This window comes from Actinomadura fulvescens (assembly GCF_039533225.1).
In the GTDB taxonomy this organism is placed as follows: domain Bacteria; phylum Actinomycetota; class Actinomycetes; order Streptosporangiales; family Streptosporangiaceae; genus Spirillospora; species Spirillospora fulvescens.
Genome location: NZ_BAAATD010000010.1, coordinates 168,473 through 180,597, shown reverse-complemented (window position 1 = coordinate 180,597; position 12,125 = coordinate 168,473). Strand labels below are relative to the sequence as shown.

11 protein-coding genes are annotated in these 12,125 nt (G+C 70.8%); 8 read left to right on the top strand and 3 right to left on the bottom strand.

Annotation, left to right across the window (positions count from 1 at the left end):
- Window position 1: 1 nt before the first annotated feature.
- The 6 genes from ABD333_RS32690 to ABD333_RS32665 all read left to right on the top strand — a co-directional run bounded on the left by ABD333_RS32690 (window position 2) and on the right by ABD333_RS32665 (window position 5,284).
- Entirely contained in the window at window positions 2–448 is a 447-nt protein-coding gene (locus ABD333_RS32690; protein WP_344546399.1) for a heat shock protein transcriptional repressor HspR, read from the top strand.
- 16 nt (window positions 449–464) lie between these two features.
- Window positions 465–3,068, top strand: a complete 2,604-nt coding sequence (clpB, locus tag ABD333_RS32685) for an ATP-dependent chaperone ClpB (RefSeq protein WP_344546398.1) — start codon at window positions 465–467, stop codon at window positions 3,066–3,068.
- 346 nt (window positions 3,069–3,414) lie between these two features.
- The gene (locus tag ABD333_RS32680) at window positions 3,415–3,609 is read left to right on the top strand and encodes a hypothetical protein (RefSeq protein WP_344546397.1); all 195 of its coding nucleotides are present in this window, start codon (window positions 3,415–3,417) and stop codon (window positions 3,607–3,609) included.
- 285 nt (window positions 3,610–3,894) lie between these two features.
- Window positions 3,895–4,062, top strand: a complete 168-nt coding sequence (locus tag ABD333_RS32675; protein WP_344546396.1) for a hypothetical protein — start codon at window positions 3,895–3,897, stop codon at window positions 4,060–4,062.
- A gap of 109 nt (window positions 4,063–4,171) precedes the next feature.
- The gene (locus tag ABD333_RS32670) at window positions 4,172–4,372 is read left to right on the top strand and encodes a DUF397 domain-containing protein (RefSeq protein ID WP_344546395.1); all 201 of its coding nucleotides are present in this window, start codon (window positions 4,172–4,174) and stop codon (window positions 4,370–4,372) included.
- Window positions 4,373–4,477: 105 nt separating this feature from the next.
- On the top strand, window positions 4,478–5,284 hold the full coding sequence (locus tag ABD333_RS32665) for an SDR family NAD(P)-dependent oxidoreductase (RefSeq protein ID WP_344546394.1): 807 nt from the start codon (window positions 4,478–4,480) through the stop codon (window positions 5,282–5,284).
- A gap of 174 nt (window positions 5,285–5,458) precedes the next feature.
- Here ABD333_RS32665 and ABD333_RS32660 read toward each other — a convergent pair whose 3' ends face one another.
- Entirely contained in the window at window positions 5,459–8,650 is a 3,192-nt protein-coding gene (locus ABD333_RS32660) for an AfsR/SARP family transcriptional regulator (protein ID WP_344546393.1), read from the bottom strand.
- Window positions 8,651–8,754: 104 nt separating this feature from the next.
- On the opposite strand from ABD333_RS32660, the gene ABD333_RS32655 reads away from it, so the two are divergent.
- Together ABD333_RS32655 and ABD333_RS32650 are read left to right on the top strand one after the other, a co-directional pair.
- Entirely contained in the window at window positions 8,755–9,747 is a 993-nt protein-coding gene (locus tag ABD333_RS32655) for an NADP-dependent oxidoreductase (protein WP_344546392.1), read from the top strand.
- Between the two features lie 11 nt (window positions 9,748–9,758).
- Window positions 9,759–10,334, top strand: a complete 576-nt coding sequence (locus ABD333_RS32650) for an NAD(P)H oxidoreductase (RefSeq protein ID WP_344546391.1) — start codon at window positions 9,759–9,761, stop codon at window positions 10,332–10,334.
- Between the two features lie 64 nt (window positions 10,335–10,398).
- Here ABD333_RS32650 and ABD333_RS32645 read toward each other — a convergent pair whose 3' ends face one another.
- Both ABD333_RS32645 and ABD333_RS32640 read right to left on the bottom strand, forming a co-directional pair.
- Window positions 10,399–10,698: a hypothetical protein gene (locus ABD333_RS32645; RefSeq protein WP_344546390.1), complete on the bottom strand. Its 300-nt coding sequence runs from the start codon at window positions 10,696–10,698 to the stop codon at window positions 10,399–10,401.
- 94 nt (window positions 10,699–10,792) lie between these two features.
- Complete coding sequence (locus ABD333_RS32640) at window positions 10,793–12,025, bottom strand: oxygenase MpaB family protein (protein WP_344546389.1); 1,233 nt, start codon at window positions 12,023–12,025, stop codon at window positions 10,793–10,795.
- Window positions 12,026–12,125 lie beyond the last annotated feature (100 nt).

Sequence of the window (12,125 nt, the reverse complement as noted above, 5' to 3'; positions counted from 1 at the left end):
CATGGACCCGTTCGGCGACGACACCCCGGTCTATGTGATCTCGGTGGCGGCGCAACTGTCCGGCCTCCATCCGCAGACGCTGCGGACCTACGACCGGCTCGGCCTGGTCTGCCCCGGCCGCACCGCGGGCCGCGGCCGCCGCTACTCCATGCGCGACATCGTGCAGTTGCGGGAGATCCAGCGGCTCTCCCAGGAGGAGGGCATCAATCTCTCCGGCATCAAGCACATCCTCGAACTGCAGCGCGACAACATCCATCTCCGCGAGGAGCTGGCCAAGGCGCACGCGGCACTCGAAGAGCTCGCCAACGAGCTCGAATCGACCCGGGCCGTGGCGGCGCGGCTGGCGCAGCAGCGCCGGCGCGGCGACGTCACCGAGTCACCGGGCACCGACCTCGTGCCGATCCGCCACACGGGCGTCGTGATCTGGCACGAACGCCACTCTGACTGACCACACGGGGCGAACGATGGAAAACAGGCTGACACTCAAGAGCCGCGAGGCGCTGACCGTGGCGCTCCGCCAGGCCGCGGGCGAGGGCAATCCGCAGGTCGAGCCCCTGCACCTGCTCGCGGCGCTGCTGACGGTTCCGGAGGGCACGACGGTGCCCCTGCTGAAGACGGTCGGCGCCGACCCGCAGGCGGTGCGCCGCCGGGTGGACGAGCAGCTGGAGCAGCTGCCCAAGGCCTCGGGCTCCACCGTTCCCGAGCCGCGGCTGTCGGGCCAGCTGCAGCGCGTCATCAACACCGCGCAGCACCGCGCCGAAGAGCTTGAGGACGAGTACGTCTCGACCGAGCACCTGCTGGTCGGCCTGGCCACCGACGGCGGGCCGACGGCCGAGCTGCTCAAGGAGTTCGGCGCGACCCCGCAGGCGCTGCTCGACGCGTTCAAGGACGTGCGCGGCAGCGCCAAGGTGACGAGCGAGAGCCCGGAAGACACCTACAAGGCGCTGGAGAAGTACGGCGTCGACCTGACCTCGGCGGCCCGTGAGGGCAAGCTCGACCCGGTCATCGGCCGCGACACCGAGATCCGCCGCGTCGTGCAGGTGCTCTCGCGCCGCACGAAGAACAACCCGGTCCTCATCGGCGAGCCCGGCGTCGGCAAGACCGCCGTCGTGGAGGGCCTCGCCCAGCGCATCGTCGCGGGTGACGTGCCCGAGTCGCTGCGCAACAAGCGGCTGATCTCACTCGACCTGGGCTCGATGGTCGCGGGCGCCAAGTACCGCGGCGAGTTCGAGGAACGCCTCAAGGCCGTGCTCACCGAGATCAAGGAGAGCGAGGGCCAGGTCGTCACGTTCATCGACGAGCTGCACACGGTCGTCGGCGCGGGCGCGGCCGAGGGCGCGATGGACGCCGGCAACATGCTCAAGCCGATGCTGGCGCGCGGCGAGCTGCGCATGATCGGCGCGACCACGCTCGACGAGTACCGCGAGCGGATCGAGAAGGACCCGGCGCTGGAGCGCCGCTTCCAGCAGGTCTTCGTCGGCGAGCCGTCGGTCGAGGACACGATCGCGATCCTGCGCGGGCTCAAGGGCCGGTACGAGGCGCACCACAAGGTACAGATCTCCGACGCCGCGCTCGTCGCCGCCGCGACCCTGTCCGACCGCTACATCACCGCGCGGTTCCTGCCCGACAAGGCGATCGACCTCGTGGACGAGTCGGCGTCCCGGCTCCGCATGGAGATCGACTCGCGGCCGGTGGAGATCGACGAGCTGCAGCGCGCGGTGGACCGGCTCACGATGGAGGAGCTGACGCTCGCCAAGGAGACCGACGAGGCGTCCAAGCAGCGCCTGGAGCGGCTCCGCAAGGACCTCGCCGACCGGCAGGAGCAGCTCAACGCGCTCAACGCCCGGTGGGAGCACGAGAAGGCCGGGCTCAACCGGGTCGGTGAGATCAAGGAGCGCATCGACCAGCTGCGCGGCGAGGCCGAGCGCGCCCAGCGCGACGGCGACCTGGAGACCTCCGCGCGCCTGACGTACGGGGAGATCCCGGCCCTGGAGAAGCAGCTCGCCGAGGCCTCCGAGCAGGCCGAGAGCGACACCACCGACGCGATGGTCAAGGAGGAGGTCGGCCCCGACGACATCGCCGACGTGGTCGCCTCCTGGACCGGCATCCCGGCCGGGCGCCTGCTGGAGGGCGAGACCGCCAAGCTGCTCCGCATGGAGGACGAGCTCGGCAGGCGCCTCATCGGGCAGCGCGCCGCCGTGAAGGCCGTCTCGGACGCGGTGCGCCGCGCCCGCGCGGGCATCTCCGACCCGGACCGGCCCACCGGCTCGTTCCTGTTCCTCGGCCCGACCGGCGTCGGCAAGACCGAGCTGGCCAAGGCCCTGGCGGAGTTCCTCTTCGACGACGAACGGGCCATCACGCGCATCGACATGAGCGAGTACTCCGAGAAGCACTCGGTGGCCCGTCTGGTCGGCGCGCCTCCCGGCTACGTCGGCTACGAGGAGGGCGGCCAGCTCACCGAGGCCGTCCGGCGCCGTCCTTACTCGGCGGTCCTGCTGGACGAGGTGGAGAAGGCCCATCCCGAGGTCTTCGACATCCTGCTCCAGGTGCTGGACGACGGGCGGCTCACCGACGGGCAGGGCCGCACGGTCGACTTCCGCAACACGATCCTGATCCTGACGTCCAACATCGGCTCCCAGTTCCTGGTCGATCCGACCTTGCAGAACGGGGCCAAGCGCGACGCCGTGATGAACGCGGTGCGGAGCTCGTTCAAGCCGGAGTTCCTCAACCGGCTCGACGACGTGATCCTGTTCGACGCGCTGACCACCGACGATCTGACCCGGATCGTCGACCTGCAGGTCGACCGCCTGGCCGCGCGCCTGGCCGACCGGCAGCTCGGACTGGAGGTCACCGACGCGGCCCGCGAGTGGCTGGCGCTGACCGGCTACGACCCGCTGTACGGGGCGCGCCCGCTGCGCCGGCTCGTGCAGACCGCGATCGGCGACGAGCTCGCCCGGGAGCTGCTGGCGGGCGAGGTCCGCGACGGCGACCGGGTGGTCGTGGATCTCGACGAGGCCGCCGACGCCCTTACCGTCACCCCGGCCAAGGGCCTGTCGCTGGCCAAGTGAATACGCCGAAAGGCCGCCGCCCGGGGCTGCGGGCGGCGGCCTTTCGCATGGGCACGAAATCTGGCGAAGAAAGGGGTTGACGGGCCGGGGACTCGTTTATAAAGTCTCCCGCATGGAGTCCTGATCCTCACGGTTGAGCACAGTCGCCGCCTCGCGCGGCCCGCTCCCAACGCATCGCTCCCGGCCCGTCAGCCCGTGATCTTCGCCGTTCCTCGTTGGTGCCCCATCGTGCCCGCATGGGACGCGACCTCGCGCTGAACGCCCGGCGAGCACACCCCGTCCATTCACCGGTTCGCCATGACCCTTTTTCGGCGACCATTCACAAGCGTGCTCGGAGGTTTGTCTTATGCGTGCCCAAAATCAGGACCTCGCCACTATTCTCGCCGCCAAGAACCTGAGCGAGAACGGCAAGAAGGACAAAAACAAGAAGAAGCCGCAGCGCAACTTCGATCCCAGGTCGGCCGCGGCCTTCACCCGAGGCGCGACGGCGCGCCGCAACGCCCGGCAGATGCCCACGCGGCAGCTCAACCGAGGCCGCTGAGACGACGAGCGGGCCGGCCCTGGTTCACCGGAACCAGGACCGGCCCGCTCATGCCTCATGCCTCACGCCTCCCGCGTCACCGCCGCGCCGGGTCTGCGCAGCGCATCATGCTCCTCTGATGGGGAGTGATCATGTAGGGCGGTCCACATTGTTCACCTCCGCCCGCTTCGCGGGGGTGTATCTGGCTACACCCTGGATTCGGGAGCCTGCTCGCTCGTTGTGGCGGCCCGCGTTCAGCAGAGTGGAGCACGTTCGACAGATCACCCGCACCCTCGGAGGACAACCGTGAAAGCCCTGCTCTGGCTCGTGCTCGCCGCCGGCATCGCCGTCAACGCCTTCGTCAGCCTCACTGGAGGAGGCGCCGTCGAGACCACGGTGAACGTGGCGACCGGCGTGGTCGTGATCGCCGCCATCGCGGGCCTGGTGATGGTCCGCGGCCGGAGCCGCTCCTGACGGCCCGGCCCCGTCCGTTCACGGTCCCCCCGCATGTTTCCGCCCGACAGGGCATGTAACGTACGACGTACATTTGTCCATGGCGCGAAGTACCAACGGTGGGGAATCGATGGACCTGACCGGCGCTGTCTGGCGCAAGAGCAGCCGCAGCGGCCCCAACGGCGGTAACTGCGTGGAGGTCGCGGGGCTTGCCGGTCTGGTGGCGCTCCGGGATTCGAAGAACGGCGCGGACGGGCCCGCGCTGATCCTCACCGGCGACCAGTGGCGCGCACTGCTCGGGGCCCTTCGCGCTCCGGAGACTTCTGGTTGAAACTGCAACCACTGTAGGTCCGCCGGGGTTCCCCCTCATGAGAGCTCACGCGAGAGCTCTTTCCCGTCCACCGGGACGGGACCGTACCTCGTGAGGTAGGAACAGATGGACCTGCAGCTTTCCGGCCGCGTCGCCGTCGTCACCGGAGCGTCGAAGGGGATGGGCCTCGCCATCACCCGCACCCTGCTGGAGGAAGGCGCCCGCGTGGTGGCGGCCTCCCGCAAGACCAGTCCCGAGTTGGACGCGCTCGCCGGCCCGCACCTGGTGCACGTCGCGGTGGACCTCATGGACCCGGAGGCACCGGGGCTGCTGGTGGAGCGGGCGGTCGCTGAGTTCGGCGGGCTCGACATCCTGGTCAACAACGCGGGCGGCCCGCCGCCTGGAGTGTCCCTGCCGCGTTTCGGTTTCCTGACGCCGGACGACGACGACTGGCGGCAGATGTTCGAGTTCAACCTCTTCTCCGTCGTGCGCGCCGTCCGGGCCGCCATTCCGGCGATGCTGGAGCGGGGCGGGGGCTCGATCGTGAACATCTCCTCGGGCGTCGCGCGGCGTCCCGGCCCGATGAACTACGACTACAGCGCCGCCAAGGCGGGTCTGAACAACCTGACCAAGGGGCTGTCGGAGGAGTTCGGCCCGCAGGGCATCCGCGTCAACACGGTGTCTCCCGGCCCGGTGCGCACGGCGTGGTGGACCGAGGAGGGCGGCGCGGCCGACATCCTGGCGGGTGCGACCGGCGCCGACCGCGACGCCGTGCTCACCAAGGTCGCGCCCGAGATGATGAACCTCACCACGGGCCGGCTGGTCGAGCCGCAGGAGGTCGCCGACGTGGTCGCGCTGCTCGCCTCGCCGCGTTCGGCCAGCACGACCGGCGCGGAACTCGCCGTGGACGGCGGATTCCTCAAGGAGCTGTGACGACCTCTTTGCCCTGCTGAACGATTCGCCTTGGCGTGCGGACGGGCACAATCACGCCCGTGACTCCCGCACACGAAGGGAGTCGGAGGAGCCTGTCACTGGCCCGGAGGGCCGGCGCCCCGCCTCTGCGGCCGGGCGCACGCCCCCGGGCCGGGGCAGGCCAGAGACGCCGACCTACTCAGGGAAGCCGTGGAACGGTTCGGCCCCGGCAAGCTCCTCGTCCTGTAGCTCCGGCCCTGCGCGGAGACCCTCTTCGAAGGCGGCGGTGTAGGCGTCGTCTCCCAGGGCGTCGCGTACGGCGGTGGAGATGCGGTCCACGTCTCCGCGTTCCGCCTTGGGCAGGGGAGCGCCGACCGACTCGCGGAGCGCGGTCGCCGCACCCAGCAGCCGTGCGGCCCGTTCCGGCTTTCCGGCGAGCGAGCGGACACCGGCGAGACCTTCGAAGGCGAGGGCGACCGCACGGGGATCGCCGATCTTGCGGGCGGAGGCGAGGCCGTCCAGGTGGTACGCGAGAGCGGCCGAGGCGTCACCACGTTGCTCGGCCGCGAAGCCCAGCTCCGCCAGAACGAGCGCCAGGCCCGGTTCGCCCTTCACACCGCGTATCCAGCCGAGCCACTTGCCCAGGTGCGCCTCGGCCAGGTCGAACCTGCCCTGCCGCCGGGCGCTGAGCGCGAGACCGACCTCGGCGAAGTGTTCGGCCACCTTGTTCGACTGCCCGGACGCCAGTCGCATCGCCCGTTCGTGGAACTCGTCGGCCGCCGCGAAGTCGCCGGTGAGCAGCGCGATCCGCCCCAGCCCCGAGAGCCGGAACGAGGCGTCGGTCCAGAGTCCGAGCTCCTCGGCCATGCGCAGGCCCTCCCGGTGCAGCCGGGCCGCGCGGTCGTAGTCGCCCGCGATCTCGGCCAGCTCGCCGAGGGTGTTGGTCGCCTTCAACCGGCCCCAGCGGTCACCCAGCTCACGGAACCCAGCCTCGCTCTCGGCGGCGTCCAGCCGTGCGCGTCCGAGGTCCCCGCGTGCCCGGCCGACCGTGGCGCGCACGCTCAGCGCCGCCGCGACACCCCAGCGGTCGTCCAGCGCGCGGAACTCGCCGAGCGCCGCCTCGACCAGCTCCACGGTGCGGGCGAGATCGCCGAAACCGCGCCGGGCGAACGCCAGGAACCAGCGGGCCCGCGCACGCGCCTGCGGATCGTCGATCCGCTCGCATGCCCTGGCGGCCGCCTCGTCCCGTTCGGCGCCGTCACTCCCCAGCAGCGCGAGACCCGCCTGCCAGGCCAGCGCCTGTGCCCGCGCCGAGGCCTGCCCGCCGTCGAGCCCGATGGCCCACTCCAGGGACCGCTGCGCCTCGGTCCACCTGCCACGCAGGTACCAATACCAGACCAGCGCGTTGACCAGCCGCAACGCGCTGTCGGCGGACGTCGCGCCCTCGAACGCGGCGCGCAGCTCGGCGGTCTCGCGGTCAAGCCGTTCGAGCCACTCCCGCTGGCCGGGACCACGCAGATGCGGCGCGGCGCGTTCGGCCAGCTCGGTGTAGAACGCGAGATGCCTGCGCCTGATCTCCTCGTACTCTCCCGCCTCCCGCAGTCGTTCGACGCAGTACGCCTTGACCGTTTCGAGCAGCCGGTAACGCGGGCCGTCCGACATGAGGACGAGCGACCGGTCCACCAGGCGCGGCAGGACGTCGAGAACGTCCTCGCCGGTCACCCGTTCCGCCGACGCCAGGGTGAAGCCGCCCGCATGGACCGCCAGGCGCCGCAGGACGGTCCGCTCCGGCCCGGTCAGCAGCTCCCAGCTCCAGTCGATCACCGCGCGGAGCGTCTGCTGGCGCGGCGGGGCACCGCGCCGCCCCGACGTCAGCACCCGGAACCGGTCGTCCAGGCGGGCGGCCAGCTCGTGCACGCCCAGCGCCCGTACGCGGGTCGCCGCCAGCTCCAGCGCCAGCGGAATCCCGTCCAGCCGCCGGCAGATCGTCGCCACGGCCTCCGCGTTGTCCGGCGTCAGCTCGAAACCGGGAGCGGCCGCCGTCGCCCTCTCCACGAAGAGCCGTACGGCGCCGGGCTCCGCGAGCGGCGGCACGTTCCACAGCGTCTCACCGCCGAGGCCGAGCGGCTCCTGGCTCGTGGCCAGGATGCGCAGGCCGGGCGCGGCCTTGAGCAGCGACTCGGCCAAGGCCGCGACGGGCTCGACCACGTGCTCGCAGTTGTCGAGCACCAGCAGCGGCCCGCGGTCGCGCAGAACGCTCTCCAGCTGCCCGGTCAGATCGGCCTCGGCGTCGTCGTCACGGACGCCGAGCGCGGTCGCGACGACATCGGCCGGTGTGGCGCCGGACGCGGGTTCGAGCCCGGCCAGTTCGACGAGCCACACGCCGTCGGCCACCTCACCGGACACGGCCCTCGCCGCCTCGATGGCCAGCCGCGTCTTGCCGACACCGCCAGGACCGATGAGCGTGACCAGCCTCGCCTCGTCAAGCAGCCCGCGCAGCCGCTCCAGCTCCCCGTCCCGCCCGACCAGATCCGTCAATGAGGCAGGCAGATTGCCACCCATACGGCCAGATCTCCCCACCGAACGACCCACTCTGGTTGGAGAGGGAGGGGCGGATGCGGGGATTGGTCGGGACGGGGCTAGCGCGGGGTCTTGACGGAGGATCGCCTTGTGGAGGGCGGCGAGCTCTGGGCTTGGGTCGAGGCCGAGCTCCTCGGCCAGCCGTTCGCGCAGGTCGGCGTAGGCCGCGAGTGCCTCGTTCTGCCGTCCGGCGCGGTAGAGGGCCCGGAGGTGTACGGCGCGCAGCCGTTCCCGGAGCGGGTGCTGTGCCACCAGGTCGCCCAGCTCGCCGACCAGCAGACGGTGTTCTCCCAGGTCCAGCCGGACCTCCGCGTGCTCCTCCAGGACGGCGAGCCGCTTGTCCTCCAGGCGGGTCACCGCGGGCCGCGCGAACTCCTCATCGGCGAAGTCCGCGTACGCCGTGCCCCGCCACAACGCCAGCGCGTCCGCGAGCAGATCCGCCTTGGCGCCGAGATCGTCGGTGGTCCGGGCCCGGTCGACGAGCGTGTGGAAGCGGCCCGCGTCCACAGCCTGTGGATCGAGCGCCAGCAGATAGCCGGGGGCCTGGGAGACCAGGAGGTCCCGCGCGCCCGGCTCGGCCGCCTCCAGGGCGCGCCGTAGCTGCGACACCCGGGTCTGGAGCGTGTTGATGGGGTTGCGCGGCAGCCGGTCGCCCCACAGGTCGTCGATCAGCCGGTCGACCGACGCCGGGCGTCCCTCATGCGCGAGGAGATCCGCGAGCAGCGCGCGGACCTTCAGTTCGGGGAGGCGAACGGGCCGCCCGTCGTCGGTCCAGGCGGCGAGCGGACCGAGTACCCCGAATCGCATGAACGCAGGCTAGCCGCCGACCTACAGCGGACCTACAGGGGACCTGAAGTGCCCGTCGGCACAGTGAGGCCATCGAACGGAACAACCTGAGAAGGGCACCACTGATGATTTCCCGTGAGATCCGCCTTGCGTCCCGGCCCACCGGCGAGCCGACCCTGGAGAACTTCGAACTGGCCCAGGTGGACGTGCCGGAGCCCGGTGAGGGCCAGATCCTGGTCCGCAACACCTGGATGTCCGTGGACCCCTACATGAGGGGCCGCATGGACGACGCCGAGTCGTACATCCCGCCGTTCCAGCTCGGCTCGCCGTTGGAGGGCAGCGCCGTCGGCGAGGTCGTCGCCTCCGGTGACCCGGGCGTCCCGGTCGGCGCGACGGTGTCGCACTTCCTCGGCTGGCGCGAGCACGTGGTCCTGAACGCGGCGGAGGCCGTGGTGATCGACACCGGGCTCGCCCGGCCCGAGGACTACCTCGGGGCGCTCGGGACGACCGGCCTGACCGCCTACCTCGCGGTCACCGAGATCGCTCCGGTGCGCGAGGGAGACGTCGTCTTCGTCTCCGGCGCCGCGGGCGCGGTGGGCAGCGTCGCCGGTCAGCTGGCGCGCGGTCTCGGCGCGGCCAAGGTGATCGGCTCGGCGGGCGGTCCGGAGAAGGCCAGGAAGCTGGTCGACGACTTCGGCTTCGACGCCGCCATCGACTACCGGGCCGGCTCCCTCTCCGAGAGGCTCGCCGACCATGCTCCCGAGGGCATCGACGTCTATGTGGACAACGTCGGCGGCGACCACCTCGAAGCCGCCATCGACGCGTTCAAGGACCACGGCCGCGCGGCGCTGGTCGGCATGATCAGCGAGTACAACGCGCCCGTGCCCGGCCCCCGCAACCTCTACAGCGCCGTCAAGAAGCGCCTCACCCTGCGCGGTGTGCTGGTCAGCGACCACCTCGACCGCTTCCCCGAGTACATCGGCAAGGCCGCGGGCTGGCTCGCCGACGGCACCCTGCACACCGAGAAGACCGTCGTGGAAGGTCTGGAGCACGCACCGGACGCCCTCCTCGGCGTGCTGCGCGGCGCCAACACCGGCAAGATGCTCGTCCGGCTCTGAGGAGAGAACCCATGAAGAACGCGCTACTGGTGGTCGCCCACCCCCGCCGCGACTCACTCACCGCCCAGGTGGCCGAACGGTCCCGCGCACAGCTGGCCGCGAACGGCTTCACCGTCGACCTGCTCGACCTCCACGGCGAAAACTTCGACCCGCGGATGACCTTGGAGGACGAGCCCGACTGGACCGACCGTGACAAGGCCTACTCGGCCGAGGTCCGCGACCACATGCGGCGGATCGACGCGGCGGACCTCATCGTGGTGGTCTTCCCGGTCTGGTGGTACGGCCTGCCGGCCATCCTCAAAGGCTGGATCGACCGGGTGTGGAACTACGGCTTCGCCTACGGCCGCAGCAAGGCGCGCCTTGACGGGAAACGCATGTTGTGGCTCGGCCTGGCAGGGGAGTCACGCGAGTCGTACGCCGAACACGGCCTGGACGAGTTGCTGGCCAAGCAACTGCGCGTGGGCATCTCCAACTACTGCGGCATCAAGGACGCGGAGGTGCGGTTCGTGTACGGAACCATCCCCGAGGAGCCCGCAAGCGCCACACCCCTGGCCGACGCGGACACCGCGCTGGGCGACTACCTGTGACGATCCGAGTGCCCGCGAGGAGCCGAGCGCCCTCGCGGGCACTCGTCCCGCGCCGTCCGCCTCCCTACTTGGGCAGGCGTTCGAGAAGCTCTCCCAGCCGGTCGTCCCGGCGTTTCGCGGCGCTCCAGAAGAACGAGGCCAGGCCGGAGAAGAACGCGGCGCCGGACAGGACCGCCAGGACCACGCCGCGCAGGAACGCGGTGGCCTCGATCGTCTGTGGGCCTTGGTCGGCTTCCCTCAGCACCATGGGCCTGAAGGGCACGGGCTGGAGCGAGGCGAAGACCTGTTGCGTCGATGCGATGGCCAGGATGGCCGCGAGGGTCAGGAAAGCCCATCCCAGGATGATCCAGCGCTGTGGAGTCATGCGGTGATCGTGCTCCCTCCGTGCTCCCGGAGGAAAGCGGCGGCCGGATTCGGCCTCGGGCTCGGAATCCGCCGGATTCCGAGCCCGGCGGCGGTCAGTGGTGCGGGTTGTTGGTGTCGGGGATCTCGATGCTGATGGGCAGCTTGCCCTCGGACAGGAAGAGCAGTGCCCCGATGCGGAGGATCTCGTCGAACGCCCAGTAGGCCTTCTGGAGGGCTCCCGGCGCCTTCTCCAGGGAGAGCAGCCCTTCACGGACGGCGACGAAGGGCTCCCAGGCCACCTCGAAGAGCGGGTCCCACAGCGGGTCCCTGCGGATCTTCAGCCAGCCGGCGATCTCGTCACCGAGCACGTAGCGGGTGAGCGAGCCGAGGATCGGCTTGGTGAGCAGGCCCCCGTCGATCGTGGCGCCGAGGTTGAGCAGGATGTCGGCCAGCTTGACGCCCTCGGGCGTCGGGGCCAGCACCGGGGTGAGGATCTGCTCGGCCTGCGCGTTGGCCTCGGCCCACGACTTGGGGATGTACTCGTCCCTGATGCCGAGCATGTGCGCGGACAGCTGCCAGGTGTGCAGGAAGGCCTCCGACTCGGCGGCGGGGATGGGCACCTTCCACTTGACCAGGTTCTGCATGACGGTCGTGGGCAGGCTGTGCCACGTGACCATCATGTCCCGCTGGCTGATCGGGATCTCCTCGTCGGCGACCTTGGACCAGTACGGGGACTTCGGCAGCAGGTGGCGGACGCCCGCGTGCGCCAGCCGGGTCTTGACGCAGGTCACGATCATTTCGCCGTCGGGCTTGTAGGCGTTCGACGTGCCGATGTCGTAGCCGAGCTTGGCGGTCTTGGTGATGCGGTCCTTCATGTCCGCACCGCCCTTGGAGTAGTAGACCGCGCGGGCCTCCCTGGGGATGACGGTGCTCATCATCCCGCTGGCGAAGCCGTAGGTGACGCCGAGGTAGAGGCCGCGCTTCTCGTTGAAGCCGACCGCGGTGGCGAGCTTGCCCTGGTCGGCCCAGGACGGCAGGCGGCGGGCGCGTTCCATGAAGTCGCGCAGGTCCGCCGGGAGCCCGCTCGGGAGCGGCTGGCCGTTCTTGGTCCAGGTCCGCAGCAGCTTGTTGACCTCGGGTACGGCGCCCCGGTCGAGCAGCGAGGCGACCAGCGGGTCGGCCTCCTCGTCCCACACCCAACGCGGGTCGGCGCCCGCCCCCGTACCGGCGACCGAGCCCTTGGGCGACCACGTCCACGCCTGCGCGGGCGTCGCGGCGCTCACCGCGCCGAACGCGCCCAGCGTCCCCCCCGCCATCAGCACGTTGCGTCTGCTGGGTTTCTCCATGCTTCGCTCCTCCTCGGGGCCGAGAGCGCCGTCCTGATACGATGAAACAGATCAAGCCTCTGCGTATCATCGACCGCGAGTCCCATGACAGCACACTGTG

Coding starts and splice junctions, on each gene's coding strand:
- ABD333_RS32690 (WP_344546399.1), top strand. CDS start 2: ATGGACCCGTTCGGCGACGACACCCCGGTCTATGTGATCTCGGTGGCG.
- clpB (WP_344546398.1), top strand. CDS start 465: ATGGAAAACAGGCTGACACTCAAGAGCCGCGAGGCGCTGACCGTGGCG.
- ABD333_RS32680 (WP_344546397.1), top strand. CDS start 3,415: ATGCGTGCCCAAAATCAGGACCTCGCCACTATTCTCGCCGCCAAGAAC.
- ABD333_RS32670 (WP_344546395.1), top strand. CDS start 4,172: ATGGACCTGACCGGCGCTGTCTGGCGCAAGAGCAGCCGCAGCGGCCCC.
- ABD333_RS32665 (WP_344546394.1), top strand. CDS start 4,478: ATGGACCTGCAGCTTTCCGGCCGCGTCGCCGTCGTCACCGGAGCGTCG.
- ABD333_RS32660 (WP_344546393.1), bottom strand. CDS start 8,650: ATGCGATTCGGGGTACTCGGTCCGCTCGCCGCCTGGACCGACGACGGG.
- ABD333_RS32655 (WP_344546392.1), top strand. CDS start 8,755: ATGATTTCCCGTGAGATCCGCCTTGCGTCCCGGCCCACCGGCGAGCCG.
- ABD333_RS32650 (WP_344546391.1), top strand. CDS start 9,759: ATGAAGAACGCGCTACTGGTGGTCGCCCACCCCCGCCGCGACTCACTC.
- ABD333_RS32645 (WP_344546390.1), bottom strand. CDS start 10,698: ATGACTCCACAGCGCTGGATCATCCTGGGATGGGCTTTCCTGACCCTC.
- ABD333_RS32640 (WP_344546389.1), bottom strand. CDS start 12,025: ATGGAGAAACCCAGCAGACGCAACGTGCTGATGGCGGGGGGGACGCTG.